Origin of the sequence: Tardiphaga sp. 42S5 (assembly GCF_034044155.1) — a bacterium.
Classification (GTDB): domain Bacteria; phylum Pseudomonadota; class Alphaproteobacteria; order Rhizobiales; family Xanthobacteraceae; genus Tardiphaga; species Tardiphaga robiniae.
Genome location: NZ_CP139027.1, coordinates 3963119 through 3989914, shown reverse-complemented (window position 1 = coordinate 3989914; position 26796 = coordinate 3963119). Strand labels below are relative to the sequence as shown.

Genomic DNA, 26796 nt, shown 5'->3' with positions numbered 1-26796 from the left:
GCGCCTGCAGCCGCTGCGCTGCTCTGATCGAGACGTTCGGCTTCGATGAAAGCTGTCTCCGACGAAACAAGACTGAAACACGATTCTCCAGAACCGCTTTGAACGCGCCCGACGAGGGCAGCGACTGATGGGCAGGGACACAGCAAAGCGCTCGCGCGCCCACCCAATGGAGAAGATCTATGTTTCGCAAAGTAACCCTCGGACTGATCGCTGCAGCCTCGCTCGGTGCAGCCGCCCTCGCCCCCAGCGCTGCATCGGCCCACGGCTGGCATGTCGGTGGCTGGCACGGTGGATGGGGTGGCTACGGTCACCACGCCTTCTATGGCGGGCCCACCTTCTATGTCGGCGGCCTGACCGACGGCTGCCTGCAGCGCCGCGTGGTGGAAACCCGCCGTGGGCCGCGCGTTCGAACCGTCAACGTCTGCGCCTACTGATCACATCAAGTTACGGAAAGCCCGGCCGCCCAACGGCCGGGCTTTTTGCTGCCGTACTCAGGTATTGTTCTGCTTCTGTTGCCCCCCGGTGACAGCCAAGGTCAGCGTTTCCAGCTAAAGCTTGTGTCGAATTCGCTCAATATCTTCAGAGCGATGGAAGGTCCTGGATGCGAACCCTTTGGCTGGCCGCGATCATCGCAGCGTCGGGCGCGGTGAATGCCGCTGCTGCCGACCTGCAGTCGCGCGTCTGGACCAAGACGCCGGCGACGACCGAAGCAGGCTATAGCTGGGGCGGCTGGTATGTCGGCGGCAACGCCGGCGGTTCCTGGGGCCAGAGCAACGTCTCCAACGCTTTCGTCAATGGCACCGCGCCGATCGCAAACCAGCAGGCAATTGCGGCTGCCTCGCCGCGGCTCAATCCCGATGGCTTCACCGGCGGCGGTCAGGTCGGCTACAATCATCAGGTGGACCGCTGGTTGTTTGGCGTCGAGGCCGACGCGAACTATTTCGGCCTGAAGCAGTCGCGCGGTTTCACCGCGCCCTTCCCGGCCGGCGGTTCGTTCACCACCACAAATTCCGTAACGAGTGATTGGCTGGTCACGCTGCGCCCGCGCGTCGGCTACACGGTCGATCGCACGCTGTTTTATGCGACCGGCGGTCTCGCACTGACCGAGTTGAATTTTGCGTCGTCGCTCACCGACACGACCGGCCAGAACGAAACCGCGTCACTGTCAAAGACCGTGGCAGGCTGGACCATCGGCGCCGGTATCGAACACGCGTTCACCAAAAACTGGTCGGCGAAGGTCGAATATCTCCATGCCGATTTCGGCAAGCAATCGGTCTCGGCTCCGACCTTCACCGGACCAGGCGCTGCAACCGGTATCATTGCCCACGATATCGACCTGAAGACCAATACGGTACGCGGCGGACTGAACTATCATTTCGGCGGCCCGTCGGTCGCGCGCTACTGATCGCAAAGACCTCCAAACAAAAAGCCCTCGCTAGCGAGGGCTTTTTGTTTGGAGGTGCGTGCGCCGATCAGCCGGTCATCGCCAGAACGCGACTTTCGACCGGATACGGCTCCACGGTGATTGTCCAGCGCAGTGGCCAGCAGGTCAGATCCGGACGAACGGCGTGAACATAGCCGTTGACGAAAACGCTATCGGCATCGTCGCTGAATCGCTCGTCGATCAACTCGCCATGAAGATGCGCCATCCGGCAGCGGCGCATCTGCGCGTATTTCGTCGTTTCGTATTTGGCCAAATCGGGCCTCTCCAACGTCGCAATGTCCCCATCGGGAACTCTGGGCGACTCGCGGTTAACAAAGCCTCAAGCGGATCCGCGACGGTATCGGGCTGGAGTGCGCTTATCAAAAATGCGCAAAGCCCCCGACTTTCGTCGATTCGATTCACGGCTGCTTCAAGAATGCAGAACAGTGTGGCGCCAATATTATTGGAGCGTCCCATGTTCATGATCGCGAGCATTCTGACGGTCGCTGCCGGTGTGTTTTACGCAGCGAGTATCAACAACAGCGGATGGGCGATGCAGGTGTGCCGCTACGGCGACATATTCTGCATGAACCCGTCATGGCTTGTCATCGCCGCCGTCCTATCCATCATCTGGGCGTTCTTTTTGCGCGTCGACCGACTGTAGTCGTTCGATCAGCAGACGACCTGGTCCGCAACGAGTTCAGCGGGATTGAGGTGTTGCCGGCGCGGCGCCAAACGCAGCGATTTCGACGTGGCACAATGTGGACAGCCAAAGGTGCGAATTTCACCGCCCTCGTCGTCCGACTCGATCTTGATCAGATAAACTTGGGTCCTGCAGCACGAACATTTCAGATGTTCGGTGCGAATGTTGTCGTTCAGATGAACTCTGCGGGTGCCGGACATCTGCAGTCTCCGAAAACCGATAACAGCCTGCCCAGACTATCGCGTTTTCACGCATGCCGAGCGCCGAAACAGACAACCTGTAATTGCTTAAAAGAAGCTCTGCGCCCTTAAGGAATCGCCGCCGTATTGAGCTACCTTGTTCCGGCAGGATTATCCAGATTGCGGGTTCCACGCGATACGTCTTTTCACGCAGTTTAGAGTATATCTAAATTCTTCGATTGCGGTTCATCATCACACAACTATAGATATTGATGGATCGATCTGCTCGACGACCCTGGAATGTCGCAATGCACAAGCGATATCAGCCGCTCAATATCCCCATCGAGATCGTTCGCACTGTGGTGGCGATCGCGGAAACCGGAAGCCTGACCAAGGCCGCCGAACGACTGGGCCTGAGCCAACCCGCTGTCAGTTCCCAGATCAAGCGCATTCAGACCATGGTGGGAGGCAACCTCTTCACCAAAACGGTCAACGGCACGACGGCTACCCAGCTCGGCAAGCTGGTGCTGCATCAGGCCAGACGGATTCTGGAGGCCAACGACCAGATGTTGCGAATTGGCGGCGTGGCGCATCTTCCGCAACCGATCCGGTTTGGACTGAGCACCCTGTTCGTGCAGGATTTCTTCAGCCATCAGACCTCCCAAAGCCTGGCCGATCTGGTCATTCACACTGACAACTCGGTGGGCATCACCAAAGGCCTGATCGACGGCTATATCGATATCGCGTACATTCTCGAAAATCCGGAAATGAGCAGCGAGATATCGCACCTGATCGTCAACGAGGCCGATGAGGAGTTCGTGTGGGTGCGCGCAAAGGACTTCGTCCTCAGTTCGGGGGCGCCGATCCCCATTCTGACATGGCCGGGCGACGATCTGATGATCCGGACCCTGACGCGCCACGGTCTGTCCTACAAGATCGTATTCAACAGTCCCGACTATCACGCCAAGTTGGCGGCTGTGGAAAGCGGCATCGGCATCACCGCGATCCCGAAGCGGATGATTCCGCCTGCACTTGTCTGGGCGCAGGAATATTATCTGCCACACCTGCCGCCCGTCAAAGCGTTGCTGTGTGCGCGCTCGAACCTGGAAACAATGCAGAGCACGGAATTGCTCAACGAGATCTCGTCACGCTTTTTCAAATCGCCGGCCATGGTGAACCCTGTAGCTCAGCCATGATCGTGAGCCCGGCCGTAATCCCCATCGGCAGTCAGCGTGGCACGAGATAGTGTTCGTCCCATTCGCTACGCGGCACCTCGGTGCCAAGCTGATAGGCAAAGGATTTGACGTCGAGCCCGTCAGGAGTGGTCTCGCAGACATAGGACAGCCTGTACCACTTGCCCCCGCTGCGGATGGCACCGCCCGGCGCTTTGATCTGGTTGCCTCGAATGACCGGATCGGCAAACGCGTAGGCAACGAACTCGTCCGGCTTGTATCCCTTGTGCTCGCGGCCCACGGAGCCCATCGCACGCGCATCGCAGCGCTGCTCCAGACGGGTTTCCGGCGACAGTTTGAGCATCTGATCGGTCCGGGACGACGCTGCATGTACGGAAGATTGGGCAGCGATGCCGATAAAGGCAACAACTGCGAACACTAGTTTTCTCATTGCCTTAGGCCAATTACCTTATTTGACTTGCGAGGATTGTGTGGCGCGAACCTACCATGTTCGCACATGCAAAAAACCCCGCTCGTGTTACCGGCGGGGTTTCAAATCGGGATCGTCAGCCGATCCGTTTGAATGTCAGCAACTGATGAAATTCCGAGGGCGAGAACCGGCGGCCACCGAGACCGGAGATACTGACCCGCCACCCCGCATCATTGAGCGTCCGGGCCTGCGCGACGGCGACGTCCGGAATGATCCGGTGCGTCACCATGCTCTGATCATTGCGCGTCGCGTGGATGGTGAAGATATCGCCCCGCCGTGAAGCCGCAGGGATATCGGCTGCTTCAAGATCACTGTCAGAGAACACGGTCGCCAACGCCAGCCTCCATCATCAGTCAAAGCCCGATGTGATTGTGCAGCGCACGTGGTTAACTAATTATTACAGCAACGCGCGCGCCGTCAGGATTTGAAGACGCCCGTGATCTTGTTCCAGAGCGATGAGCCGTCGTCGTTATCGTGTTTCGACCGGTCCGGCTGCGTCACACTCACAGGATCCGAAGCCGGGAAACTGTCCTTCAGGCCGGTCTTGAGTTCCTCAGACGTTTTACGATCAGCACGCGCTGCCTCCTTCACGCCAACAGCATATTTGTCGTGGGGTGCGGGATCGAATTTCTCGGCCATGATCGTCTCCTTCATCTGATGAAGGAAAAACGTCCCCGTGGCCAAGAGGTTCCTCTCTGCGGCGATTAGTCGAGACCGCGCTCGCGGCTGAGGCCGACCATCTCCTGGATGAACAGCGCCTTCTGCTTGTCATCCAGCGTGGCGAATAGCGGCTCCGCGGCATCGGCAACGGCGCGCTGATCGACGGCCCGGTCGTTGAGGAACTGAGCCTCGTTGCGCATCTGCTCGATGATGTCATCCGGCGGATCGCGCTTGGCGCGGGCGATACGCAATTTCAGACGCTCCGCGCCGTTATTGCCGAGCGTATGCATGGCGTTGCTAAAACCGGCCCAGTTCTTTTCCTGCTCCGGCGTCAGGTTGAGCGACGTCTTGATACGGCTAGTGTTGGCGTCGCTACTCGCGACGATCTGCTCGGCGGTCAGTTCCGGCTCCGCCGCGGGTTGAGCGCCCTTCTTGCCCTTCTTGGCGGCCTTGGTTTGTTTGGCGCTCGACTGCCCGCCCACGGGACCGCGAACATTGTTCGAGGGCACGCCCAGTACGCCACCAACAACGCCCACGACGCCGCCGATCGCACCACCCAAAACACCGCCAATCGGCCCGGCCGCACGATTGCCGTCTCTTGCACCCTGCTGCACGCCCTGCACCAGCCCCTGCGCATGGACCGCTGCGGAATTTCCGAGCAGCAGAACGGCGGCGACGCACAGCACATGGCGCAGTGGTCGATGCGTGCGCTTGGGCAAATTCATTCTGGTCATCATCGTCTCCTCACCGCAATTTCGCGGCGCAGCAAATCACTTGTGATCATCAGCAACCATAGTGGCTTCAACACGGCCAAGTCCACACGCCACGTCTCCGCCAATGGTAGACCTCATCGAGCCAAGCCTGTTAGATAACGCCCGCGCGGCCATTGGCAGGTGCGCAACAACGTAGAATGCTTGAAGGGGTGGAAATGGCGACCAACAAGAAGAAACTTCTGATCACCGAGTCGATGTCGACCCAGGGAATGGACCTGTTCAATGCACGCGATGACATCGAAGTGGTCAAGTTCAGCAATCTGATTTCCGCTGCCGACTACATCAAGCTGATTGAGCAACACGCACCGGTGCACGGCACCGCGCTCGGCGCCACGCGGTTCGGCGAGTCCGAACTCGAAGCCTGCAAGGACATGAAGGTGGTGGCGCGCATCGGCGTCGGCTACGACGCGGTCGATGTGCCGGCGCTGTCCAAGCGCAAGGTGCCGCTGATGATCGCTGGCACCGCCAACTCGCCCTCGGTTGCGGAACAAGCGCTGTTCATGATGTTGACGCTCGCCAAGCGCGCAGTCGAACTGCACGCCATGGTCAAGGAAGGCAAATGGGCGTCGCGTTTCGGAGCGCTGCCATTCGACCTGTTCGGCAAGACCGTGCTGGTGGTCGGCTTCGGCCGCATCGGCACCCGCACCGCCAAGCGCTGCCAGGCGATGGAAATGAACGTGCTGGTCTATGACCCCTATGTCTCAGCCGATACAATCAAGGCTGCCGGCTGCGAGCCTGTGAGCGATCTCGACGCGGCTCTGCCGCGTGCCGACTTTGTCAGCCTGCATTGCCCGAAGACTCCCGAGACGACCGGCCTGTTCAACGCTGCGCGGATCGCCCGCATGAAGCCGTCGGCCTATCTCATCAACACCGCGCGTGGCGGCATCATAGTCGAAGCCGCGCTGCATGATGCGCTGGTCTCGGGCAAGCTCGCCGGCGCCGGCCTCGACGTGTTCGAGGCGGAACCGCCGCCGCTCGGTCACGCGCTGTTCGAACTGCCGAATGTGATCATCGCGCCGCATGTCGCCGGCGTGACCCGCGAGGCACTCGACCGCATGGGCGCGCAGACCGCGCGCAACATGCTGAGCGTGCTCGACGGCGAGCCGATCAAGCAAAATGCCGTCAACGCGGACGTGTTCGGCTGAACCGGCGATAGCTGGCGCGGATGATTGATCCGCGCTAGCACTGCCGCAGTCCTCACCAGAGTACCCTGCGATGGCATTCAAGGAATACGGCGATCACGACGCGCTCGGTCTTGCCGGGCTGGTGCGCAGCAAGCAGGTCAGCCCGCGCGAACTGCTCGATGAGGCGGTGGCGCGCACCGAACGCGTCAATCCCCGGATCAACGCTGTCGTGGTGCGCCATGAGGACTATGCGCAGCGCCAGATCGACGAGGGGTTGCCCGACGGGCCGTTCACCGGCGTGCCATTCCTGCTGAAGGATCTCGAACTCCTCGACGGCACGCGCACGACCTTCGGGGCCAGCCTCTACAAGGACTTCGTCGCCGATCACACCGGCACCCTCGCCCAGCGTTTCCTCAAGGCCGGCCTGACGATATTCGGCAAGAGCGCGAGCCCCGAATTCGGGCTGATGCCGACGACCGAATGCCGGCTGCACGGGCCGACGCGCAATCCGTGGAATACCGATCATGCATCGGGCGGCTCATCCGGGGGCGCAGCCGCTGCCCTGGCTGCACGGATCCTGCCGGTCGCCCATGCCAGCGATGGCGGCGGTTCGATCCGTATTCCAGCCTCGGCCTGCGGCGTGTTCGGTCTGAAGCCGACCCGCGCTCGCAATCCGACGGGTCCTGACAAGGCCGAAGGCTGGGGCGGCTTTTCCTGCGGCCACGTCGTCAGCATCAGCGTACGCGACAGCGCCGCGATGCTCGATGCTGTTCACGGACCCGAACTGACCAGCCCCTATATGGCGCCCGCGCCGGAACGTCCCTTCCTCGATGAAGTCAGCCGTGGTCCCGGCAGGCTGCGCATCTTCTTCACCGACAAGTCGCCCTATGGCGATGCGATCGATCCCGAAGTCGCCGCTGCCGTCCGCGATGTCGCCAGGTTGCTCGAAGCACAGGGGCATCATGTCGAAGAACGCGCGCCGGTGTTGCCGCTGGACCCTGCGCAAGTGATTGCGGCGATCGTGTCGGCCAATACGGCGGTTACCGTGCAGTTCGCGGAGAAGAAGTTCGGCCGCCCGATGACCTCGGATGATTTCGAGAAACTCACACTCGGCAGCGCGCACAATGCCCGCAAGGCAAGCGCAGTCGACTACGTGACAGCACTGCAGAACGCATTCCAGATCTCCCGCAGCGTCACCGAATTCTTTGTGGGCTGCGATATCTTCCTGTCGCCGACGCTCTGCACGCCGCCGATCAGGATCGGTGAGATCGACACGATGTCGGACGATCTCAGCCATGTCGCGCCTTTGCTGCGCCGCTACATGCCAGGCACCAGTATGGCCAACATGACCGGCCAGCCGTCCATGTCGGTGCCCCTGGCCTGGAGCAGCAAAGGCCTGCCGATCGGTATGATGTTCACGGCGCATTTCGGCGACGAGGCCATGCTGTTCCGTCTGGCCGGGCAACTCGAGCAGATCCGGCCCTGGAAAGACAGGCGTCCGCCGATCTCTGCCTAAAAACAGCCACAGCGATTACCAAAATGAAACCACAGCCGATTAGATTATCGGCGGTATGTGGACGTTGCGTAATTGCGGGGAGGCGCATTTCAATGACTCAGAACGATCCGACCGATCACGCCCTCGCGGCCATTGCGAGCATTCTCGACCGCAAGGAAGCGGAATCGCAAGTGGCCGAACACGGCGACGCCGAGCCCGCTTCGATCACCGTCGTCACCGAAACCGTGGTCACCGAGACTGTGTCTGTCATGGTCGCCGCCGAACCCGAAGCGCCGCTCGTCGAACACGAGTCGCCCTCCACGGTTCCAGAGGCCCTCGAGGTCGATGGTTACTCCCGTCTCGGTCCGGGTCCGCTCGATGCCATCCGCTTTCGCTGGACCGCACGCCGCGACGACGACGGCCAGTATTTCGTCGATGAAACCATCGGCAGTTCGCGGCCGATTTCGTCAGGCCCGATGCCGCGTGACGAAATCATCGATTTCATCGATGGGCGCGAGCGCGCCGCCCGCGATCGTTTCGAGACGCTGAAGAGCCAGATGACCGTGGGCAGCAGCGCCTCGCGTTACAGCGACTACTGACGAAAGCCAGGCTTCAGGCGACGCCGCCGTCCAGCGGCGGCGTTGGGGCCTATCACGCTGCCTCAAACAGAAGATGTCCGGCGCAGGATTGAACCACTTCTTCAGTCGGCGCCACACACCAACGCAATTGCAATTCCCCCTGAGTGACGCGGATCAAGCGTTCGGGCGCATCCGCGGCTCGGTTCAGGGTCAGGATTTCAACCGCTTTGGAGGACACATGAAGCCGCTCTTCGCCCTCGCCGCCATCCTGCTGGCCAGCACCGCCGCTCAGGCCGGCGACAGCTACTCGTTCGACATCGGTGGCCGCACCATTACCATCGAAGCGCCAAGCGACTGCAATTCGACGGACTGCATCTCGGTGTCCATTCCCGGCGTCTACGAATATGGCACGAAGCGCAGCAAGCGCGAGCGTGACCGCGAGACGCGCGAGCAGGCCCCCAACACTCCGCGATCCGAACAGACGGCCAAGCCTGTGGAGACGCAGAAGCCCGTTGTCGCCCCAAAGGAGGCGGCAGCTCCAGCGACACCTGTCACGCCATCCGTCGCGGTGGCCCCGCAGCCTGCCCCGGCTCCCGCGCCTGCCGAGAAATCTGCGCCCCCTACGGTCATCGCCAACGCACCGCCCACAGATCCAGTCAACAAGCAGGATGCGCCTGCACCGGTTACGCCTGGCGCCGCGGCAACACCGCTCGGCATCTGGATGACCGAGAAGAAGGAAGGCAAGGTTCGCATCGAACAATGCGGCGCCAATCTGTGCGGCTATTCGATGAATGCCAAGACCGAGGCCAATGGGGAGAAGGTGCTGATCAACATGAAGCCCGGCAACAACAAATGGGCGGGAAAGATCTTCGATCCGAACAGCGGCAGCACCTACGAATCGACCATCGCCCTGAAGGGCAGTGACAGGCTGCGTGTTCAGGGCTGTGCCTTCGGTGGCATGTTCTGCGGCGGACAGACCTGGACGCGGGTGAATTGATCGCAGCAGACGCGCTCGTCGATTGAACGGTCCGACATCCCCTGTAAGCTGATCGTAACGCGGCGCGCTCCTGAACGGTGCGTTCCGCGATACAAACGGGGGAGACGTCATGATCCGGATCACCGCTGCCTGGCTGGCAGCCTGCCTGCTGCTTGCGGCGCCCTTGCAGGCAGAGACGCCAGTTGCTGCGCCCTCACCGTCCCGCCTCGACGATATCATTGCGCGGGGGACGCTGCGTGTTGGATTGACCGGCGACTACATGCCGTTCAGCGCGTTCGATCCGACCACGACATCGTTCAAGGGCTTCGACGTCGAGATGGCGGAAGCGCTTGGAAAAGCACTTGGCGTCAAGGTCGACTATGTGAAGACCAGCTGGCCGAAACTGTCAGCGGACTTTGCGGCAGACCAGTTCGACATGGTGATGGGCGGCGTGTCGATCACCCTCGACCGGCAGAAGAAGGGTGTGTTCTCGATCCCGATCATGCGCGAGGGCAAGACGCCGATCGCGCGCTGCGCCGATGCAGAGAAATTCGGCACGCTCGCGGAGATCGATCAACCAGGTATCAAGGTAATCGTGAATCCGGGCGGCACCAATGAGCGCTTTGCACGGACGCATATCAAATCGGCCGAGATCACCGTCTTCAACGACAATACCCGCATCTTCGACGAGATCGCACAGGGCCGTGCCGACCTGATGATGACCGATGCGTCAGAGACCCGCTATCAGCAGAAGCTGCATCACGGTGTGCTCTGCGCAGTGCATCCCGACACGCCGTTCGACTTTGCCGAGAAGGCCTATTGGCTCCAGCGCGATGTGGCGCTGAAGGCCTTCGTCGATCAGTGGCTGCACATCATGCAGGAAGACGGCAGTTTCCGCGCGACCGTCAACCGCTGGTTCGAGTGACCGGAGGCAATCGGCGCGCCGGCTGCAAAGCCGGCGCACGCGATGTGACGGCACTATCCATTGCGGAACGCGTAGCCGTATCCATTCAGCGCCGGCGCGCCGCCGAGATGTGCATAGAGCACCTTGGATCCCTCAGGGAAGTAACCCTTCTGCACGAGGTCGATCATCCCCTGCATCGATTTCCCTTCATAGACTGGGTCTGTGATCATGCCCTCGAGGCGCGCGCAGAGACGGATGGCGTCCTTGGTTTCTTCCGAGGGCACGCCATAGACGGGATAGGCGTAGTCCTCGATCAGCACCACATCATCCTCGACGAGGTCTTTGCCTAATTTGACCAGCTTGGCGGTGTCCTGCGCGATCTGCAAAACCTGCGCCTTGGTCTGGGCCGGTGTGAAAGATGCGTCGATACCAATGACCCTGCGCTGGCGGTCGTCCTTGGCGAAGCCTACCAGCATGCCGGCATGGGTTGAACCGGTCACGGTGCAAACGACAATGTAGTCGAATGCAAAGCCGAGTTCCTTCTCCTGCGCCCGGACTTCTTCGGCAAAGCCGACATAACCGAGACCGCCGAATTTGTGCACGGACGCACCGGCCGGAATGGCGTAGGGTTTGCCGCCCTTGGCCTTCACATCCTCGATCGCCTCTTCCCAGCTATGGCGGATGCCAATGTCGAAGCCTTCGTCGACGAGCTGCACATCCGCGCCCATGATCCGGCTGAGCATGATGTTGCCGACACGGTCGTAGACGGCATCCTCATGCGGCACCCAGCTCTCCTGCACCAGCCGGCACTTCATACCGATCTTGGCCGCAACGGCCGCGACCATGCGTGTATGATTGGACTGGACACCGCCGATCGATACCAGCGTATCGGCGTTCGAGGCGATGGCATCGGGGATGATGTATTCGAGCTTGCGCAGCTTGTTGCCGCCATAGGCCAGACCGGAATTGCAGTCCTCGCGCTTGGCGTAGAGTTCGACCTTGCCGCCGAGATGGGCCGAGAGCTTCTCCAGCTTCTCGATATAGGTGGGTCCAAAGGTGAGCGGATAGCGTTCGAAGCCTTCGAGCATGTGACACCTGTTGTCGTGAAAACTGGCGCTACAGCTAGCATTTTCGGTGCGGAAGGTGCTTTCAAATATATGGCTATGATCTGCTATACATCGTACTATATCCATCCAAACTGGAAGTAAGACGCATTAAATTCCAAAAATTCGGAAGATTCTTTCATGGCAGAAGATCTGGATAAAATCGGACTTCGCATGCTCCATTTGCTGCAGAAAGACGGGCGTCTGAGCAATGCCGATCTGGCGGCGAAGGTGAATGTCAGTCCCGCCACCTGTCATCGCCGCACGCAGCAGCTGTTTGACGAGGGCTATATCAGGAATACGCGCGCCATCATTGCGCCCGAGAAGGTCAACCGCGGCGCGCTGGTCATGGTCGGTGTCGTGCTCGATCGCTCGACGCCGGAAAGCTTTGCAGTGTTTGAAAAGGCGGTGGCCAAACTGAAATTTGTTCTCGATTGCCACCTGGTCGCCGGCGACTTCGACTATTTCCTAAAAATCCGCGTCGGCGACATGGCCGATTTCAATCGTATCCACGGCACGCAACTCATCGCACTGCCCGGCGTCCGTCAGACCCGAACCTTTTTCGTTATGAAAGAGGTGGTGGACAATGCGCCGCTAGACTTTTGAACCCGGCGTCGTCCTCGTACCCGGCAATGCCTGGCCGTCCTAGCCGACCGGCTTCGCATATTGTTCGTCGCTGACCTTTTCCATCCAGTCCGCGGTCTTGCCGTCGAGCGCTTCCTGCATGGCGATATGGGTCATGCCGGTGGTCGACGCCGCGCCGTGCCAATGCTTCTCGCCCGGCGGAATCCAGATGGTGTCGCCCGGCTTGATCTCGACGACTGGCTGACCTTCGGTCTGGAAGCGCCCGACGCCCGCGATGACATAGAGCGTCTGCCCGAACGGATGGGTATGCCAGGCGGTGCGTGCGCCGGGCTCAAAGCTGACGCGGAATGTCACAAGCCGCGCCGGCGCTTCCGCGACAATGACCGGATCCTGCCAGACCGTGCCCGTGAAGTATTCCTCTGGCGCCCTTTTGGTCGGGCGCGAACCTGCTGGAAAAAGCTTCATGGCACGGTCTCCAATCTCTGGCCCTCATGGCGAGGAGGCGCGCAGCGCCGTCTCGAACCATGAGGGATGAACACTCCCTCGCCCTTCGAGACGCGGCCAAGCGGCCGCTCCTCAGGATGAGGGTATTGAGTTGGTTGATTACTTCTTCGACGCGGCGTAGCGCGCCTTGGTCTCGGCATTCATCGGATACAGGCCGGGCAGCGTGGCGCCGTTATTCACCTCGTTGACGATCCAGGCTTCCATGCGCTCCTGCTCGGCGCCTTCGGCGAGGATGAGATCGAGGAAGGCCTTCGGGATCACGACAGCGCCGTCCTGGTCGGCGACGATGACGTCGTCCGGGAAAATGGCAACGCCGCCGCAGCCGATCGGTTCACCCCAGCCGACGAAAGTCAGGCCGGCAACCGACGGCGGAGCCGCATAGCCGTCGCACCAGACCGGTAGATTGGTGCCGAGCACGCCTTCGATGTCACGCACCACGCCGTCGGTGATGAGCGCAGCCACGCCGCGCTTCTGCATGCGGGCGCAGAGGATGTCGCCGAAGATGCCGGCGTCGGTGATGCCCATGGCGTCGACCACGGCGATGCAGCCTTCCGGCATGGCTTCGATGGCGGTGCGGGTCGAGATCGGCGACGACCACGATTCCGGGGTAGCGAGATCCTCGCGCGCCGGCACAAAACGGAGAGTGAAGGCCGGACCGACGAGACGGGGCTGACCGGGGCGCAGCGGCTTGGCGCCGCGCAGCCAGACATTGCGCAGGCCCTTCTTCAGGAGAACGGTGGTGATGGTCGCGGTGGTGACCTTCGACAGGGTGGCAATGGCTTCGGGTGTCAGGGACATACGCAGGGCTCTTCAGGTCAGAGGGTGCAGGACGTTGGACTTACGGCGGCGCATCTTGCGGTGGAATGCCAGCGCGTCAAGGGCTGCTGCTTCAAAGCGCCATGCAATGTGATGAAACCTCTGCGATCAGTACGGCTTATCGCCAACATGCGTATTAATTTATTGAAGATGCACGGCTATTTTCAGATTGCGAATTCCACTCGCTGGTAAAACGCGCTATGCATGATTGTCCAATACTGACGTTGTGAGGCCATGGTCGCAGCTCTCTCCCCGCCCCGCATCCTCCCCAGTGGCGATGCTGCCATCACCGTCGAATTCAGCCGCACCATCGACGAGGAAGCCAACCGCCGGGTGCTGGCGCTCGACAAACTCGTCGCGTCGGCCGGCCTTGCTGCCGTCACCGAAACGGTCCCGACCTATCGTTCGCTGCTGGTGCATTACGATCCGCTACAGATTCGCTTCGATGCTTTGGGTGAAAAGCTGACCGAACTGGCACTCCAGCCGCTACCCGAGGCCAAGGCGGCCCGGCGCTGGCGCATCCCGGTCGCCTATGGCGGCGAAAACGGCATCGATCTCGAAGACGTCGCGAAGGCGCTGAACATCACGCCGGACGAAGTGGTCGCGCGCCATGTGGGCGGCGACTACAAAGTGGCGATGATCGGCTTCACGCCCGGCTGGTCCTATCTCAGCGGGCTGCCCAGTTCGATGCAGATGTCACGCCGGCAGAATCCGCGGCTGCTGACGCCGCCCGGAACGATCTCCATCGGTGGCATCCAGACCGGCGTGCAATGCCTTGCCGGCCCGAGCGGCTGGCATCTGCTCGGACGGACCGCCGTGCGCACCTATCAGCTCGGCCGCGATCCGACATTTCTTCTGGAGCCTGGCGACGCCATCACTTTCGCAGCCGTCGACGAGAAGACCTTTGCCGAGCAGGACCGCGCGGCCGAAGCCGGTGCATTCGTGGCGGAGCTGATCGCGTCATGAGCAAGCTCATCGTCACATCAGTCAGTCCCGGCACCTCGGTGCAGGATGTCGGTCGCTTCGGCGCGCAGCGCTATGGTCTGGTGCCATCGGGGGCCGTCGATCGACTGGCGATGGCCGCCGCCAACGCTTTGCTCGGCAACACGCTGTTCGCAGCGACTATCGAACTCGGCCCGCTCAATTCGGTCTTCACGGCCAAAGGCGGCGCGGTGCGTGTGTCGCTGACCGGCGCGACGCGGCCGGCCGATATCGCGGGCACGCCCTTCAACGTCAATACCTCCGTCACGCTGGCCGATGGCGAGAGCCTCAATCTCGGCGTCGCCCGCGCCGGCACCTTCGGCTATCTCGCCATCGAAGGCGGCGTGCGCGGCGAACCGATGTTCGGCAGTCTCGCCGTGAATGCCCGCGCCGGTCTCGGCAGTCCCTATCCGCGCCCGCTGCAGGCCGGTGATGAATTGCTGGTGGCGGCTGCCAGCAGCGCTAACGAGAAGCGCATCGATTTGCCTGCGCCGGCCGAAGGTCCGATCCGCGTGGTGCTTGGACCACAAGATGACGAATTCGGTGACGCCAAAGAATTGTTCCTCAGCAGCGACTGGAAGATTTCGGCGACCAGCGACCGCATGGGCTATCGCCTTGAAGGCCCCGTCATCAAACATCTGCACGGGCACAACATCGTTTCCGACGGCACCGTGAACGGCTCGATCCAGGTACCCGGCAACGGCCAGCCCATCGTGCTGATGCCTGACCGTGGCACATCAGGCGGCTATCCGAAAATCGCGACCGTGATCTCGACGGATCTCGGCCGGTTCGGCCAGACCCAGCCGGGCCGCGCTTTCCGCTTTAAAGCCATCACCATGGCCGAGGCGCAGGCGGAATATCGCGCCTTCGCCGAACTGCTGCAGAGCCTGCCCGGCCGTGTCCATGATTCCAACATCCTGATGTTGGACATCAAGGCGCTGCTGTCGTCCAATGTCGCTGGTGTCGCCGTGAGTGCAACCGATGACAATACGTGGCAGGCACCGCAAACGGCAGACGCGCAAGACTGATTTCGAATCCTACTCACGAAAGAGCACGACCATGGCGACCATCGATCTGAACTGCGACCTCGGCGAAAGCTTTGGCATGTGGGAGATGGGCAACGACGCCGCGATGATCGACCTCGCGTCCTCGGTGAACATCGCCTGCGGTTATCACGCGGGCGACGCCGACGTGATGCGCAAGACCGTGCAGCTTGCGAAAGCGCGCAATGTCAGGATTGGTGCCCATCCCGGCTATCGCGATCTGCACGGTTTCGGCCGCCGCCCTATTGTCGGCCTCACCGCACTCGAGATCGAGAACCTGATCGCCTATCAGATCGGTGCATTGCAGGCGATTGCCGCCATGGAAGGCTACAAGGTCACTCATGTAAAAGCGCACGGCGCGATCTCCAACGTCGCCTGCGAGGACGACATGACCGCCCGCGCCATCGCCGCCGGCATCAAGGCCGTCGACCGAAATCTGACCTTCGTGGTGCTGGCGAATTCCAAGCTCGTGACCGCAGGCGAAGCCGCCGGACTCCCGTTGGCACATGAAGTGTTCGCCGACCGCGCCTATGAGGACAACGGCAATCTCGTCTCGCGCAAGAAGCCCGGTGCGGTGTTACATGATCCGGTGATGGTTGCTGATCGTGTGGTGAAGATGGCACAGACCGGGGAAGTCATCTCGATCACTGGCAAGGTGATCAAGATGAAGATGGACACCGTGTGCATTCACGGCGACACGCCGGGAGCCGTCGAACTTGGCCGCCATGTACGAGATGGGCTGAACGCGGCGGGGATCGATGTGGCGCCGTTCAAGACGGCGCTTTAGTTCGTAAACAAAACGCCGTCATGCCCGGCGAATGCCGGGTATCCACGCCTTGGCCACAAGCAAAGACGTGGATAGCCGGGACAAGCCCGGCCATGACGACCGAGAGGACAGGGATCATCCCCCCTATCGATCGTTCAACATCCCCTCATGTGGCAATCCCTCGATCGGGCATTCCTCGACACCGACCGTCGGCCGCGTGAAGGCCTCGACATTCTCGCGCGCCTTGTCGGGATTGTTGACCCAGTTCGCGTAGAAATCGAACGGACACGCCGCGACGCCCTTGTTGCTTTCGCCGGAGTTGATCGTGCCGGTGTAGCCGCGATGCAGCAGCTTGAAGAGATGGTTCTCCGACTGCCCGGTGCGGCGCGCGTCACGGATCAATGATTTCGACAGCGCCGCATATTGAATGCCGTAATCTTCCTCGCCGCATTCGCCGAGCGTGCGGCCATCGAAACCGATGATCGCCGAATGGCCGAAATACGAATAGACGCCATCGAAACCTGAGGCGTTGGCGACGGCAACATAGGTGTTGTTGGCCCAGGCCATCGCCTTGGCCATCAGCACCTGCTGATCCTTGGCGGGATACATGTAGCCCTGACAGCGCACGATCAATTCGGCGCCCTTCATGGCGCAATCGCGCCAGATCTCGGGATAGTTGCCATCGTCGCAGATGATCAGCGAGATCTTCAGTCCCTTCGGCCCCTCCGACACATAAGTGCAATTGCCGGGATACCAGCCTTCAATGGGCACCCATGGCATGATTTTGCGATATTTCTGAACGATCTCGCCCTTGTCGTTCATCAGGATCAGCGTGTTGTACGGCGCCTTGTGCGGATGCTGCTCGTGCCGCTCGCCGGTCAGCGAGAACACGCCCCAGACCTTGGCCTTGCGGCAGGCCTCCGCGAAAATCTCGGTTTCCTCGCCGGGTACGATCGAGGCGGTCTCGTACATTTCCTTGGAGTCGTACATGATGCCCTGGGTCGAATATTCCGGGAACACCACCAGATCCATGCCGGGCAGACCGATCTTCATGCCGACGATCATATCGGCGATCTTCTGCGCATTGGCGAGCACCTCGGCCTTCGTGTGAAGCCGCGGCATCTTGTAATTCACGACGGCGACGCCGACCGCGTCCTTGCTGGATGAAATATCGCCGTGATGCATCTGCGCTGGTCTCCGTTGCCGGGCGATGGTGGGCCGACGGAGGGAGACCGGGAATACGTGGATTTACGGATGTCTGTTCTGCGACGCCAATCAAGAACGTTGTCATGGCCGGGCTTGACCCGGCCATCCATCTTCCGTCGCTAAGATGGATACGCGGGTCAAGCCCGCGTATGACGTGGGAGTCTGAGGAGGCTCGACTACAGGCCCGCCCCCTTCCCGATGGCATCGTTAAACGACCGGTCCACGATCGCATTGGCATCGAGCTTCCGCTTGATCAGTCCGCTGCGCAGATAGAGATCGATGGTCTTCTGCTCATCCGCGGCGACGCCATCGTCGATCGGTGCGATGCGGATTTTTGCGCGTCTCAGCCAGTTCAGCGGCACCGACGGTGCCACGTTCATCAGCTTGCCCCAGGTCTGCGCATAGGCGTCCGCGTTCTTCAGCGCCCAGGCGCGGGCCGCGGTGAGGCGGCGGAGATAGTCCTCGAGCTCGGCATGCTTGTCGCGGATCGCATTCGGCGTCGCCACGACAAAGCTCAGCCCCGATGTCAGGCCCTCGGCATTCAGCAGGACACGCGACTGGAACAGCACCTCTTCCTGGCTCACATAAGGCTCCCAGGTCGACCACGCATCGACTGAGCCGCGGGTATAGGCGACCTTGGCGTCCGACGGCGCGAGGAACACGATCTGCACATCGTTCGCCGTCCAGCCCTTCTTCTCCAGCGCGGCGAGAATGAGCTGATGCCCTATCGAGCCGCGGCCGGTGGCGATCTTCTTGCCCTTCAGATCGTCGAAGCTCTTGATCGTCGAGTCCTTCGGCACCAGCACGGCGAGACCGTCGCCGGTTTGCCGGATCGCACCGATTGCCTTGACCGGCACATTGGCCGCTGCGGCAAAGGTGAAGGGCGCATCGCCGACCAGCCCGCTATCGAGCGCGCCGGCACCGAGCGCTTCCAGCAGCGGCGCTGCCGCGGCGAATTCCTTCCACTCGATTTTGTAGGGCACGTCTTTCAGCACGCCGGATGCTTCCATCACGGCGCGCGCATTGCCCTTCTGGTCGCCGACGATCAGCGTCGTCTCGGCATGCGCCGAAGATGCGAAAGCCGCGAGGATCAGACCGGCGGCGAGAACAAGCCGTTTCATGCTGCGACAACTCCCTTGGCGGCGTCACGCGCCGCAATCAGTTCGCGGGTGCGCGGGATCAGTTCGCGGCCGTAATCGATGGCGTCGATCAGGGGATCGAATCCGCGGATCAGGAAATGGCTGACGCCAAGATCGTAATAGTCGGCGAAGACTTCGGCGACCTGCTCGGGCGTGCCGACCAGCGCGGTGGTGTTGCTATTGGCGCCGGTGAGCGCCGCCATCTCGGTCCACAGCCGCTTGTCGATGCGGGTGCCCTGTTCGGCCAGCGCCAGCAGACGCTTCGCACCGGCGGTGGCGTGGCCATCGGCAGGCTTGCGATAGCCGGTCTTGTCCTGCAGCGCGGTGGCGCGGGCGAGAATGTCATCGGCCTTGGCCCAGGCTTTCTCCTCGGTGTCGGCAATGATCGGGCGCACCGACAGGCTGAAGCGCGGCACCGGGCGGCCATACTTGGCCGCAGCGGCACGCACACGGCCGGTGACGTCGCGCACCTGCGCATAGGATTCACCCCACAGCGCGAAGGTGTCGGCGTGCTTACCCGACACGTCGATAGCCGCATCCGACGCGCCGCCGACGAAGACATGGATCGGCACGGTCGGCTTCACTTGCGAGAAGCCGCCCTCAACCTGATAATACTTACCGGCATAGTCGAATGGTTTCTCGCTCGTCCATTCCTGCTTGATGATATCGAGCCATTCGCCGGTGCGGGCGTAACGCTCGTCCTTGTCGTCGAGCGTATTGCCGTCCTGCCGCAGCTCCTTGGCATTGCCACCGGTGATGACATGCAGCGAGACGCGGCCGTTGTGGAAATTCTCGATGGTGGCGAGCTGGCGCGCCAGCACCGTCGGTGCGGTGAAACCCGGACGCTGCGCGATCATCACCTTCAGCTTTTCGGTGACGCCGAGCGCATGCTGGGCAACCTGCAGGCCGTCCGGCGAGGTCGAATGGAAGGCGAGCAGCGCGCGGTCGAAGCCCGCGAGCTCATGCGCCTTCGCGACGGTTTCGATATAGCTCGGATCGAGCACCGGGCCGGAGCGGACGCGGGTTTCGGATGCGTCATTGTTGGTGATGAAGCCGATAAATTCGACGGACATGGGTCTCTCCACTTCCTGCTGTTGTTCAGATGCCGAGCGCGATGCGTCCGGCGGAAATCCTGGTGCTGTCGTCCTGCGGCGTGTGCACGCGGCCACACAGCACGTCGCGATAATGCCGCTCCAGCGGATTGGCGCGGGTGAGACCGTGATTGCTGGTCAGCGACAGCGCATCCTCGACGACGGCGACGGCATTGTTGGTGACGGTGAGCTTGAGGATGTTCGCCTCAACCGGCGTCAGCGTAACACCGTCATCGATATCCCGCGCGAAGGTGTCGAGCAGCCGCGCATTGACCGCGAGCTTCACCTCGATGCCGCCCACGATCTCCTGCGCCCGCGGCAGCGTCGCCAGCGGCGCGCCGAGGCTCGATGGCGTGCGGGTCTTGAGAAAGTCGATCAGCCAGTCGCGAGCAGCGCGTGCAACGCCGTCATAGACGGCGCCCACCAGCACAGCCTGGGTGGTCGCCTGCGACACATCCGGCGCGCCCCACTCGCCGGGACGGCGCAGATCCACCTCGTTGTCGAGCGGAATGAGCACGTCGTCGAACACGACGTCATGGCTGCCGCTGGCGCGCAGACCGAGGTGATCCCAGGTCTCGACGAGACCGGAGCCCGGCAGACCCGCCGGCACCAGAAAGACGCCGACCCGTACGTCGGGCTCGTCCGTCTTCGCCCATACAGTGTACCATTTGAGGATCGGCGCACCGGTCGAATAGATCTTGCGGCCGGTCATGCGCCAGCCTTCGGCGGTGCGCTTCACTGTGGTTTGAGGCAGACCACCCCGCGATGGCGATCCCTGATCGGGCTCGACGCGCAACGCGTTGATCAGCGCCAGACCATTCACGGCGTCGCGCGACACGCGCTGCGCCAGATGCGCAGGCCAGTTGCCATTCCGCGTGATGACCAGATGGTGAATATAGTGCATCGCCAATACAAGCGCGGTCGCGGCATCGGCCTTGCCGACCGCGTTCACAACGCGCGCAGCCTCGCGCACCCCGGCGCCCGCGCCGCCCAGGGCCTTTGGCACCGGCAACGCCAGCAGTCCCGCCTCGGACAGTTCCTGAAAATTCTCGAATGGAAAACTTGCCGCACGATCATGCGTTGGCGCACGCTCGGCGAAGCCCGGAACGAGCAAATTAACTCTGTCGATAATGCTGGGAACCGCGTCCATATCGTATTGCTTTCGGCTTCTCTAACCCTAGAGAATGCCGTTCGGCAGGCGTTACAAGCGGTATCCGGAAATAACGACAGCGGGACTGATGGGCCTCAGACCCACAGGTGAAAATTCTCCCCCACGACCTCAGGCGAGAATTTTATTCGCGCGATTTTGAAGCCCGATTCAGGAATCTGCCGCCTTGCCCCGACTGCCGGCGATATGGCTCGTGAGCTTCTGAGTGACCTCGCGCCGCAACGCGTTGAATTCGGGCGATGCGACGTCGCGCGGGCGCGGAAGGTCGACCTCGATTTCGCAATCGATACGGCCCGGCCCCGCCGACATCACGATGACGCGGTCGGCCAGCATCACCGCTTCCTCGACGGAATGCGTCACGAAGATCACGGTGAGGCCGGTGGTGCGCCAAATCTCGACGAGCTCCTCTTGCAGCTTGCTGCGGGTCAACGCATCCAGCGCACCGAACGGCTCATCCATCAGCAGCACGTCGGTGTCATTGCTCAGCACCCGCGCAATGGCGACGCGTTGTTTCATGCCGCCGGAGAGCTGGTGCGGGTAGCGATCGGCAAAGGCCGTCAGCCCGACCATGGCCATGAACTTGTCGGTGAGCTCGCTCACGAGTTTGGTGGCGAGACGGCGATGCTTCGGCCCGAAGCCGATATTGTCGCGCACGGTCAGCCACGGAAACAAAGCGTAATCCTGAAACACCATGCCGCGATCCGGGCCCGGCTTGTCGACCGGAAAGCCGTACATGGTCACGGAACCCTGCGTCGCCGTCTCGAAGCCGGCGACGATACGCAGCAATGTGGATTTGCCGCAGCCAGACGCGCCGAGCAGGCAGACGAATTCACCCTTGCGGATGGTGAGGTTGACACCGCGCAGCGCTTGGACCGGGCCGTTGGAAGCCTGATAGATTTTCCCGACGTTACTGACCTCGAGGATATCAGGCGCAATTGTAGTTGGTCGATCAAGCATGATGCTGTGGGCTCCAGCGAAGGAAGTAGTTGCTGAGCATCAGCAGGATGCGATCCGACACAAAGCCGGTGATGCCGATGATGATCATGCCGGTGATCACAAGATCGGTGCGCGACAGTGTGCGGCCATCCATGATGACGGCGCCGAGGCCTTCGGGCACGCCGGTCATCTCGCCGACTACGATCAGGATCCATGCGAAGCCTGCGCCGAGACGAAGGCCGTTGAAGATGCTCGGCAACGCTGCCGGTAAGACGACAGAGCGGAACTGCTGCGCGCCGCTGCAGCCGAGCATCTCCGCGGCTTCGAACAATCTGATATCGACGGAGCGTACGCCGAACACGGTGTTGAGCAGGATCGGAAAGAACGCACCGAGGAACACCAGGAAGATCGCTGCACGCGGGCCAAGGCCGAAGAAGATCATCGACAGCGGCAGCCATGCCGTCACCGGGATCGGTCGCAGCAGCGACAGCGTAGGATCGAGCAGCTTGCGCAGCAGCGGCATCCGCCCGATCATCAGGCCGAGCGGAATGCCGATCGCCGCCGCACAGAGAAAGCCGCCATAGACGCGCTGCACGCTCTTCCAGAAATGGATCGGCAGGCTGGCGCTGTAGGCATCGTCATAAATTCCGCCGAAAGCGAAATCCCACATCATCACGGCGACGCCATAGGGCGACGGCACCAGCCGCGTGCCGGTCCAGCGCACCATGACATCCCAGACCACCATCAGGCAGACCGGCACGATCAGCGCGAGCGCGACTGTGCGCGCACGCTGCACGCCCTGCCCGCGCTTCCCGGCCGCAGCCACCGGCGGGATTTCCGCTGCCGGCACAAGCTGTACCCTGTTGGACGTATCGTCCATCATGCTTTCCAGGCTCACGACGCGCTCACGTAGCCGCCAGCGCCTTCACGAAGCTGGCGTCGATGAAGGTCTTGTAGTCCGGCAACTGCCGGATCTGCTTCTTGGACAGCATCTGGCCGCCGTAATATTCCGCCTGCTTCATGAACTGGTCGTCGATATTCCAGGTCAGCTCCACATTCGGTGCGGCCTTCTCGATCGACGGCTTCTGCTGGCCGAGCTTCTGCATGGCGATGGCGATAAAGGCCTCGCGGTCCTTCATGGCATATTCGCTGGCCAGGCGGTGAGTCTTGAGCAGCGCCTTGATCAGTTCCGGATCTTTCTCGATCAGTTCGCGGCGCGTGGCCAGTACCATGTTCAGCGAACCGGTCGGCGTCGTATAGGGATACTCGACGATCTGGCCGACGCCATTGGCGAGGCTGATGCCCGGACCGGGCTCGGCGCCCACATAGGCGTCGATGTCGCCGCGGGCTAGCGCCGGCGCCATGTCGCTGAACGACAGACGCACGGACTCGACGTCCTTCACCGTCATGCCTTCGGCGGAGAGGCGATCGAGGATCACGACTTCCTGGGTCGAGCCCGGCAGGATCGCGACCTTCTTTCCCTTCAGGTCCTTGATCGTGTTGATCCCGGAATCTTTCTTGGCGACGACCGCCATGCCCCGATTGCAGGCAGATGCGATGACGACAACCGGCTCACCATTGGCGCCGCCGAGCGTCGCCGCGGCAAAACCGAAGATGCCGAAATCGACAGTGCCGGTCACGACGGCGTTCTTGCCGTCGGTCGGGGTCTCAAACGGGATGACCTCGAACTTGACGCCATCAGGCGCGAATTTCTCGTAGAAATACGGGGTGACGCCGTGAATGAGCTTCAGCGTTCCGACCTTGACCACGCGGTCGGCGGCGAAGGCCTTGATGCTGGTCGTGGACAGCGCCGCGGCAATAGCCGTCAGGCGGATGAAATCGCGTCGGTTGGTGCTGTACATGTCATTCCCTTGGGCTGAACCGTGTGTCAGCCCAAAAGGAATGCAATAACCGTGCCTCGTATACAGCTATCGGTGGAGACTGCTCCGTCCCGCAACGGATCATAGTCGGAAGGAGCTCACCACGTCGCATCCAGCCCGAGCAGCCCCAGGATCTGCCGCCGTAGCTCGGCCAGATGCGGATCGCCGCGATGACGCGGATAGGGCCGATCCACCGTGATATCCGCCGTCACCCGTGCCGGCCGATCGCTGAATACGATGACGCGGTTGGCGAGAAACAGCGCCTCCTCCACGTCGTGAGTCACCAGCAGCGCTGTGAAGCCGTTGCGTTGCCAGAGCGAAACCAGTTCGGCCTGCATGGTGATGCGTGTCAGCGAATCGAGTTTGCCAAGCGGCTCGTCGAGCACAAGAATGCGCGGATCATTGACCAGCGCGCGCGCCAGCGCGACACGCTGCGCCATGCCGCCCGAAAGCTGATGCGGATAGGCCTTCTTGAATGCGCCGAGGCCGACGAGATCGATTGCGGCATCGACGCGGTGACGCTGCGTCTTGAGCACGCCCTGCGCTTCCAGCCCGAGCGCGATATTGTCCCACACCGTCCGCCACGGAAACAGCGTGGGATCCTGAAACACCACGACGCGGGATGGATAAGGCCCGGTGATGGCGACGCCGTCCTCTTCCAGCGTGCCGCCACGCGGCGGCTCGAGACCGGCGACCAGACGCAGCAGCGTGGACTTGCCGCAACCGGAGGGGCCGAGCAGCGCCACGAACTCTCCGGGCGCAACACTGATGCTGACATCGTCGAGCACCGGCAGCACGCTGCCATCGATATCGAAGGCATGGCTGACGCCTTTGATCTCCAGCGACGCGCCGGTCGCCGCTGGCTTGAATGCTGTCGCGAGCGCTACCATTTGACGACGCCCTTCTGCCAGACCAGCAGCCGGTCACGCACCTTGAACAGCAGCGTGATCGCGCCGGAGCACAGCAGCGACATCACGATCAGCGCCGCATACATGTTGTTGTAGGACGCCCAGCCCTGCGCCCATTGCAGATAGAAGCCAAGCCCGGCCTTCACGCCGATCATCTCGGCGACGACCAGCACCGCGAAGGATGCGCCGAGCCCCATGAACAGACCGACAAACACATGCGGTAATGCTGCCGGGATCGCGACCTTGGTCACCAGGAACGACGGTTTTGCGCCGAGCGTTCGTGCGACATCGTAATAGGCGGTGCTGACGCTGGCCACACCCGACCAGGTCAGCACTGTCACCGGAAAGCCGGTGGCCAGCGCGATCAGGAACGTGCTGGCGCTCCAGACGGACGGGAACGTGAAGAACGCAATCGGCAGCCAGGCGGTCGCCGGCAACGGGCCGATGAAGCGCAGGATCGGATGCACCCAGTAGCCCGCGAGCCGCGACCAGCCGATGGAGACGCCGGTGAGGAAGCCTACGACCGCGCCGATGAAGTAGCCGCCGAGCTGCAGCTTCACCGAGGCGAAAGCGCTGTCGAGCAGTTTCGGCAGGTCGTCGGTATAGACCTCGACGATCGACTGCGGCGGCGGAAAGAACGGTAGCGGCAGCCAGCCGAATTTCGCCGTCGCAAGCTCCCACAGCGTCAGGAACGCTCCCAAGGCAAACAGCCAGGGCGCGCGTCGCTGCACGCCGTCGCCGAATTTGCCGAGCGGTGCCTGCGCCGTGGTCGCAATCGCGATGCCGCCAGCAATCGCGAATGCCGTATAGGCTACAGCCTCGGTGCGTGGCCAGTCGCCGATATCTGGCCATCGCAGGCACGACAGGCCGAAAGTCAGCCAAGCAAGCCCTGCCCCGATCCCCGTAATGCTGAAACGAAGCTTGCTGACGACTTGAAGTCCGCCATCGCCAGCAATGAGCGCGGTCTCGCGGTCACCGCCAAGCGGTGCGATCTCAGACGCGGAATACGTCGGCATAGATGCGCTCCGCGAATTTGGTGGTATCGGTGCTCGGTTTGAACACCGAGACCGTCTTGAGATCGTCGGCGTAGGACTTCAGTTCACGCTTCAGCGCATCGCCCACGGGATGATGGTGATGGGTGTGATACTTCACCATGCCCAGCAGATCCTCGACGGTGGCATTCTTCGGCGCATAGGGCTGGAACGACTTCGCAGCCTTCTCCGGATTCTGCGATGCGAACATCGCAGCATCGAGCAATGCCTGCGTCAGGCCGCGCGCGACCAGCGGATCGTCACGCAGCAGACTGCCGCGCACGCCGACGATGCAGCAACTGATATCCTTATATGGGCCATCGAGATTGGAGCCGACTTCCTTCAGCTCGCCGTCCTTGAGCCAGAGATAGGCCAGCGGATCGGAGGCCAGTCCGATCTGTGCCTCGCCCTTTTCCACGGCGAGCCGCACGAGGTTGCCGGGATATTGCCGCCACTCGACGTCCTTGTCCGGATTAAGTCCGGCTTTCGCGAGCTGGATCGAGAAGAAGTTCTTGTCGGGGCCGGCCATATCGCCAACCGCGATGGTCTTGCCCTTGAAATCCGCAACGCTCTTCACCTCAGATTTCGCCGGTGCCAGCGCGCGCAGGCAGCCGCCATGGGTGCCGGCGACGATCTTGACGTCGAAGCCCTGCTCCAGCGGCTTCAGCCAGCGCAGCGCCATGCCCAGGCCCGCATCGGATTTTCCGGTGGCTATGGCTTCGAGAAGCTGGTCCGTCGAGCCGCTGTAATTGACCAGCTCGACGTCGAGGTTCTGCTTCTGGAAGAAGCCGTGATCGATGGCGACCGGCAGCGGCGCAAGACAGACCGCGCCGGCATTCCAGGAGAGCTTCAATTTACGCGGAACACCGGTGAGCGCGGGCGCCTCCGATGCGGTCCTGCAGATCGGAAATTCGGAAAAATCGATGGGTGACGCCTGCCGGAACGGAAAGGCCTGCGCGCCCCATACGCCGAGTGGCGCCGCCAATGCGGCTGCTGCGCCGCCGCGCAACAGCGACCGACGATCCATCAGCGGCTTGCAGTTGTGATCATCGTTCGACATCTGGTCTCCTTGCGATCGGCACAGCGCTGCCCATGGCCGCAACGCATGGTGTTGCGGCTCGCGCTGATGCGATGGTCAATGTGTTAGTGGAAGCTCAGCCGT

General features: G+C 61.9%; 32 protein-coding genes. 13 read left to right on the top strand and 19 right to left on the bottom strand.

Going from position 1 to position 26796, the window contains the following annotated elements:
* Positions 1 to 179: 179 nt before the first annotated feature.
* Together SFY93_RS18500 and SFY93_RS18495 are read left to right on the top strand one after the other, a co-directional pair.
* Complete coding sequence (locus SFY93_RS18500; RefSeq protein WP_175369082.1) at positions 180 to 434, top strand: hypothetical protein; 255 nt, start codon at positions 180 to 182, stop codon at positions 432 to 434.
* A gap of 167 nt (positions 435 to 601) precedes the next feature.
* The gene (locus SFY93_RS18495; protein ID WP_320444137.1) at positions 602 to 1405 is read left to right on the top strand and encodes an outer membrane protein; all 804 of its coding nucleotides are present in this window, start codon (positions 602 to 604) and stop codon (positions 1403 to 1405) included.
* Positions 1406 to 1472: 67 nt separating this feature from the next.
* Here the strand turns inward: SFY93_RS18495 and SFY93_RS18490 are convergent, their stop codons facing one another.
* Positions 1473 to 1697, bottom strand: coding sequence for a hypothetical protein (locus SFY93_RS18490; RefSeq protein WP_068731744.1), 225 nt, complete (start codon positions 1695 to 1697; stop codon positions 1473 to 1475).
* 201 nt (positions 1698 to 1898) lie between these two features.
* On the opposite strand from SFY93_RS18490, the gene SFY93_RS18485 reads away from it, so the two are divergent.
* Positions 1899 to 2087, top strand: a complete 189-nt coding sequence (locus tag SFY93_RS18485) for a hypothetical protein (protein ID WP_089264349.1) — start codon at positions 1899 to 1901, stop codon at positions 2085 to 2087.
* An 8-nt stretch (positions 2088 to 2095) separates the two neighbouring features.
* On the opposite strand, the gene SFY93_RS18480 is transcribed toward SFY93_RS18485, so the two are convergent.
* Positions 2096 to 2326 carry a hypothetical protein gene (locus SFY93_RS18480; RefSeq protein ID WP_320444136.1) on the bottom strand — a complete coding sequence of 77 codons (231 nt, stop codon included), beginning with the start codon at positions 2324 to 2326 and terminating at the stop codon, positions 2096 to 2098.
* Positions 2327 to 2664: 338 nt separating this feature from the next.
* Here SFY93_RS18480 and SFY93_RS18475 point away from each other — a divergent pair, with 338 nt between their 5' ends.
* Complete coding sequence (locus SFY93_RS18475; RefSeq protein WP_320444135.1) at positions 2665 to 3501, top strand: LysR family transcriptional regulator; 837 nt, start codon at positions 2665 to 2667, stop codon at positions 3499 to 3501.
* Positions 3502 to 3532: 31 nt separating this feature from the next.
* Here the strand turns inward: SFY93_RS18475 and SFY93_RS18470 are convergent, their stop codons facing one another.
* From SFY93_RS18470 to SFY93_RS18455, 4 genes are all read right to left on the bottom strand, one after another.
* Positions 3533 to 3916: a DUF930 domain-containing protein gene (locus SFY93_RS18470; protein WP_320444134.1), complete on the bottom strand. Its 384-nt coding sequence runs from the start codon at positions 3914 to 3916 to the stop codon at positions 3533 to 3535.
* A gap of 127 nt (positions 3917 to 4043) precedes the next feature.
* On the bottom strand, positions 4044 to 4301 hold the full coding sequence (locus SFY93_RS18465) for a hypothetical protein (protein ID WP_089264353.1): 258 nt from the start codon (positions 4299 to 4301) through the stop codon (positions 4044 to 4046).
* Between the two features lie 83 nt (positions 4302 to 4384).
* Complete coding sequence (locus SFY93_RS18460) at positions 4385 to 4606, bottom strand: hypothetical protein (RefSeq protein WP_089264703.1); 222 nt, start codon at positions 4604 to 4606, stop codon at positions 4385 to 4387.
* A 65-nt stretch (positions 4607 to 4671) separates the two neighbouring features.
* A complete protein-coding gene (locus SFY93_RS18455; RefSeq protein WP_309949065.1) occupies positions 4672 to 5352 on the bottom strand; it encodes a Spy/CpxP family protein refolding chaperone in 681 nt (226 codons plus the stop codon).
* A gap of 203 nt (positions 5353 to 5555) precedes the next feature.
* Between SFY93_RS18455 and SFY93_RS18450 the strand changes: the two genes are divergently transcribed.
* The 5 genes from SFY93_RS18450 (at position 5556) to SFY93_RS18430 (ending at position 10498) form a co-directional block, all read left to right on the top strand.
* The gene (locus SFY93_RS18450; protein ID WP_089264355.1) at positions 5556 to 6545 is read left to right on the top strand and encodes a hydroxyacid dehydrogenase; all 990 of its coding nucleotides are present in this window, start codon (positions 5556 to 5558) and stop codon (positions 6543 to 6545) included.
* A 70-nt stretch (positions 6546 to 6615) separates the two neighbouring features.
* On the top strand, positions 6616 to 8040 hold the full coding sequence (locus SFY93_RS18445; protein ID WP_320444133.1) for an amidase: 1425 nt from the start codon (positions 6616 to 6618) through the stop codon (positions 8038 to 8040).
* Between the two features lie 92 nt (positions 8041 to 8132).
* Complete coding sequence (locus SFY93_RS18440) at positions 8133 to 8618, top strand: hypothetical protein (RefSeq protein WP_149534110.1); 486 nt, start codon at positions 8133 to 8135, stop codon at positions 8616 to 8618.
* 217 nt (positions 8619 to 8835) lie between these two features.
* Complete coding sequence (locus SFY93_RS18435; RefSeq protein ID WP_320444132.1) at positions 8836 to 9594, top strand: DUF2147 domain-containing protein; 759 nt, start codon at positions 8836 to 8838, stop codon at positions 9592 to 9594.
* A gap of 109 nt (positions 9595 to 9703) precedes the next feature.
* A complete protein-coding gene (locus SFY93_RS18430) occupies positions 9704 to 10498 on the top strand; it encodes a transporter substrate-binding domain-containing protein (protein WP_320444131.1) in 795 nt (264 codons plus the stop codon).
* A 53-nt stretch (positions 10499 to 10551) separates the two neighbouring features.
* Here SFY93_RS18430 and SFY93_RS18425 read toward each other — a convergent pair whose 3' ends face one another.
* A complete protein-coding gene (locus SFY93_RS18425; protein WP_231080706.1) occupies positions 10552 to 11565 on the bottom strand; it encodes a 1-aminocyclopropane-1-carboxylate deaminase in 1014 nt (337 codons plus the stop codon).
* 156 nt (positions 11566 to 11721) lie between these two features.
* Here SFY93_RS18425 and SFY93_RS18420 point away from each other — a divergent pair, with 156 nt between their 5' ends.
* Positions 11722 to 12186, top strand: coding sequence for an Lrp/AsnC family transcriptional regulator (locus SFY93_RS18420; protein WP_320444130.1), 465 nt, complete (start codon positions 11722 to 11724; stop codon positions 12184 to 12186).
* A gap of 39 nt (positions 12187 to 12225) precedes the next feature.
* On the opposite strand, the gene SFY93_RS18415 is transcribed toward SFY93_RS18420, so the two are convergent.
* Both SFY93_RS18415 and SFY93_RS18410 read right to left on the bottom strand, forming a co-directional pair.
* Entirely contained in the window at positions 12226 to 12630 is a 405-nt protein-coding gene (locus SFY93_RS18415) for a (R)-mandelonitrile lyase (RefSeq protein ID WP_320444129.1), read from the bottom strand.
* 138 nt (positions 12631 to 12768) lie between these two features.
* Entirely contained in the window at positions 12769 to 13467 is a 699-nt protein-coding gene (locus tag SFY93_RS18410; RefSeq protein ID WP_089264363.1) for a ribonuclease activity regulator RraA, read from the bottom strand.
* Positions 13468 to 13719: 252 nt separating this feature from the next.
* Here SFY93_RS18410 and pxpB point away from each other — a divergent pair, with 252 nt between their 5' ends.
* Genes pxpB through SFY93_RS18395 form a run of 3 tightly spaced genes read left to right on the top strand, consistent with a single transcriptional unit; the run spans position 13720 to position 16296 of the window.
* Positions 13720 to 14451, top strand: a complete 732-nt coding sequence (gene pxpB, locus SFY93_RS18405; protein ID WP_320444128.1) for a 5-oxoprolinase subunit PxpB — start codon at positions 13720 to 13722, stop codon at positions 14449 to 14451.
* Positions 14448 to 15494: a 5-oxoprolinase subunit C family protein gene (locus tag SFY93_RS18400; RefSeq protein WP_320444127.1), complete on the top strand. Its 1047-nt coding sequence runs from the start codon at positions 14448 to 14450 to the stop codon at positions 15492 to 15494. The genes pxpB and SFY93_RS18400 overlap by 4 nt, the downstream gene beginning before the upstream one ends.
* Positions 15495 to 15525: 31 nt before the next feature.
* On the top strand, positions 15526 to 16296 hold the full coding sequence (locus tag SFY93_RS18395) for a LamB/YcsF family protein (RefSeq protein ID WP_320444126.1): 771 nt from the start codon (positions 15526 to 15528) through the stop codon (positions 16294 to 16296).
* A 123-nt stretch (positions 16297 to 16419) separates the two neighbouring features.
* Here the strand turns inward: SFY93_RS18395 and SFY93_RS18390 are convergent, their stop codons facing one another.
* The 10 genes from SFY93_RS18390 to SFY93_RS18345 all read right to left on the bottom strand — a co-directional run bounded on the left by SFY93_RS18390 (position 16420) and on the right by SFY93_RS18345 (position 26694).
* Positions 16420 to 17460 carry an aliphatic amidase gene (locus tag SFY93_RS18390; protein ID WP_093758599.1) on the bottom strand — a complete coding sequence of 347 codons (1041 nt, stop codon included), beginning with the start codon at positions 17458 to 17460 and terminating at the stop codon, positions 16420 to 16422.
* A 197-nt stretch (positions 17461 to 17657) separates the two neighbouring features.
* Positions 17658 to 18602 (bottom strand): ABC transporter substrate-binding protein, encoded by a 945-nt coding sequence (locus SFY93_RS18385; RefSeq protein WP_320444125.1) that lies wholly within the window; start codon positions 18600 to 18602, stop codon positions 17658 to 17660.
* A complete protein-coding gene (locus SFY93_RS18380) occupies positions 18599 to 19693 on the bottom strand; it encodes an LLM class flavin-dependent oxidoreductase (protein ID WP_320444124.1) in 1095 nt (364 codons plus the stop codon). Before SFY93_RS18380 ends, SFY93_RS18385 begins: the two co-directional genes overlap by 4 nt.
* A 25-nt stretch (positions 19694 to 19718) precedes the next feature.
* Complete coding sequence (locus SFY93_RS18375; protein WP_320444123.1) at positions 19719 to 20861, bottom strand: acyl-CoA dehydrogenase family protein; 1143 nt, start codon at positions 20859 to 20861, stop codon at positions 19719 to 19721.
* A 168-nt stretch (positions 20862 to 21029) separates the two neighbouring features.
* The gene (locus tag SFY93_RS18370) at positions 21030 to 21836 is read right to left on the bottom strand and encodes an ABC transporter ATP-binding protein (RefSeq protein ID WP_320444122.1); all 807 of its coding nucleotides are present in this window, start codon (positions 21834 to 21836) and stop codon (positions 21030 to 21032) included.
* Positions 21829 to 22695, bottom strand: a complete 867-nt coding sequence (locus tag SFY93_RS18365) for an ABC transporter permease (RefSeq protein ID WP_320444121.1) — start codon at positions 22693 to 22695, stop codon at positions 21829 to 21831. Before SFY93_RS18365 ends, SFY93_RS18370 begins: the two co-directional genes overlap by 8 nt.
* A gap of 25 nt (positions 22696 to 22720) precedes the next feature.
* Positions 22721 to 23677: an ABC transporter substrate-binding protein gene (locus SFY93_RS18360; RefSeq protein ID WP_320444120.1), complete on the bottom strand. Its 957-nt coding sequence runs from the start codon at positions 23675 to 23677 to the stop codon at positions 22721 to 22723.
* Between the two features lie 116 nt (positions 23678 to 23793).
* Positions 23794 to 24585 carry an ABC transporter ATP-binding protein gene (locus tag SFY93_RS18355; protein ID WP_320444119.1) on the bottom strand — a complete coding sequence of 264 codons (792 nt, stop codon included), beginning with the start codon at positions 24583 to 24585 and terminating at the stop codon, positions 23794 to 23796.
* Positions 24579 to 25619 (bottom strand): ABC transporter permease, encoded by a 1041-nt coding sequence (locus SFY93_RS18350; protein WP_320444118.1) that lies wholly within the window; start codon positions 25617 to 25619, stop codon positions 24579 to 24581. Before SFY93_RS18350 ends, SFY93_RS18355 begins: the two co-directional genes overlap by 7 nt.
* Entirely contained in the window at positions 25597 to 26694 is a 1098-nt protein-coding gene (locus SFY93_RS18345; RefSeq protein WP_320444117.1) for an ABC transporter substrate-binding protein, read from the bottom strand. Before SFY93_RS18345 ends, SFY93_RS18350 begins: the two co-directional genes overlap by 23 nt.
* Positions 26695 to 26796: the final 102 nt, after the last annotated feature.

Excerpts from the sequence above, each read along its gene's own strand:
- SFY93_RS18365 (WP_320444121.1), bottom strand. The coding sequence starts at position 22,695 with ATGGACGATACGTCCAACAGGGTACAGCTTGTGCCGGCAGCGGAAATC.
- SFY93_RS18395 (WP_320444126.1), top strand. The coding sequence starts at position 15,526 with ATGGCGACCATCGATCTGAACTGCGACCTCGGCGAAAGCTTTGGCATG.
- SFY93_RS18450 (WP_089264355.1), top strand. The coding sequence starts at position 5,556 with ATGGCGACCAACAAGAAGAAACTTCTGATCACCGAGTCGATGTCGACC.
- SFY93_RS18415 (WP_320444129.1), bottom strand. The coding sequence starts at position 12,630 with ATGAAGCTTTTTCCAGCAGGTTCGCGCCCGACCAAAAGGGCGCCAGAG.
- SFY93_RS18485 (WP_089264349.1), top strand. The coding sequence starts at position 1,899 with ATGTTCATGATCGCGAGCATTCTGACGGTCGCTGCCGGTGTGTTTTAC.
- SFY93_RS18350 (WP_320444118.1), bottom strand. The coding sequence starts at position 25,619 with ATGCCGACGTATTCCGCGTCTGAGATCGCACCGCTTGGCGGTGACCGC.
- SFY93_RS18385 (WP_320444125.1), bottom strand. The coding sequence starts at position 18,602 with ATGAAACGGCTTGTTCTCGCCGCCGGTCTGATCCTCGCGGCTTTCGCA.
- SFY93_RS18380 (WP_320444124.1), bottom strand. The coding sequence starts at position 19,693 with ATGTCCGTCGAATTTATCGGCTTCATCACCAACAATGACGCATCCGAA.
- SFY93_RS18430 (WP_320444131.1), top strand. The coding sequence starts at position 9,704 with ATGATCCGGATCACCGCTGCCTGGCTGGCAGCCTGCCTGCTGCTTGCG.
- SFY93_RS18360 (WP_320444120.1), bottom strand. The coding sequence starts at position 23,677 with ATGTACAGCACCAACCGACGCGATTTCATCCGCCTGACGGCTATTGCC.
- SFY93_RS18455 (WP_309949065.1), bottom strand. The coding sequence starts at position 5,352 with ATGAATTTGCCCAAGCGCACGCATCGACCACTGCGCCATGTGCTGTGC.
- SFY93_RS18500 (WP_175369082.1), top strand. The coding sequence starts at position 180 with ATGTTTCGCAAAGTAACCCTCGGACTGATCGCTGCAGCCTCGCTCGGT.
- SFY93_RS18495 (WP_320444137.1), top strand. The coding sequence starts at position 602 with ATGCGAACCCTTTGGCTGGCCGCGATCATCGCAGCGTCGGGCGCGGTG.
- pxpB (WP_320444128.1), top strand. The coding sequence starts at position 13,720 with ATGGTCGCAGCTCTCTCCCCGCCCCGCATCCTCCCCAGTGGCGATGCT.
- SFY93_RS18355 (WP_320444119.1), bottom strand. The coding sequence starts at position 24,585 with ATGGTAGCGCTCGCGACAGCATTCAAGCCAGCGGCGACCGGCGCGTCG.
- SFY93_RS18400 (WP_320444127.1), top strand. The coding sequence starts at position 14,448 with ATGAGCAAGCTCATCGTCACATCAGTCAGTCCCGGCACCTCGGTGCAG.
- SFY93_RS18410 (WP_089264363.1), bottom strand. The coding sequence starts at position 13,467 with ATGTCCCTGACACCCGAAGCCATTGCCACCCTGTCGAAGGTCACCACC.
- SFY93_RS18370 (WP_320444122.1), bottom strand. The coding sequence starts at position 21,836 with ATGCTTGATCGACCAACTACAATTGCGCCTGATATCCTCGAGGTCAGT.
- SFY93_RS18390 (WP_093758599.1), bottom strand. The coding sequence starts at position 17,460 with ATGCATCACGGCGATATTTCATCCAGCAAGGACGCGGTCGGCGTCGCC.
- SFY93_RS18425 (WP_231080706.1), bottom strand. The coding sequence starts at position 11,565 with ATGCTCGAAGGCTTCGAACGCTATCCGCTCACCTTTGGACCCACCTAT.
- SFY93_RS18480 (WP_320444136.1), bottom strand. The coding sequence starts at position 2,326 with ATGTCCGGCACCCGCAGAGTTCATCTGAACGACAACATTCGCACCGAA.
- SFY93_RS18460 (WP_089264703.1), bottom strand. The coding sequence starts at position 4,606 with ATGGCCGAGAAATTCGATCCCGCACCCCACGACAAATATGCTGTTGGC.
- SFY93_RS18440 (WP_149534110.1), top strand. The coding sequence starts at position 8,133 with ATGACTCAGAACGATCCGACCGATCACGCCCTCGCGGCCATTGCGAGC.
- SFY93_RS18420 (WP_320444130.1), top strand. The coding sequence starts at position 11,722 with ATGGCAGAAGATCTGGATAAAATCGGACTTCGCATGCTCCATTTGCTG.
- SFY93_RS18375 (WP_320444123.1), bottom strand. The coding sequence starts at position 20,861 with ATGGACGCGGTTCCCAGCATTATCGACAGAGTTAATTTGCTCGTTCCG.
- SFY93_RS18435 (WP_320444132.1), top strand. The coding sequence starts at position 8,836 with ATGAAGCCGCTCTTCGCCCTCGCCGCCATCCTGCTGGCCAGCACCGCC.
- SFY93_RS18345 (WP_320444117.1), bottom strand. The coding sequence starts at position 26,694 with ATGTCGAACGATGATCACAACTGCAAGCCGCTGATGGATCGTCGGTCG.
- SFY93_RS18445 (WP_320444133.1), top strand. The coding sequence starts at position 6,616 with ATGGCATTCAAGGAATACGGCGATCACGACGCGCTCGGTCTTGCCGGG.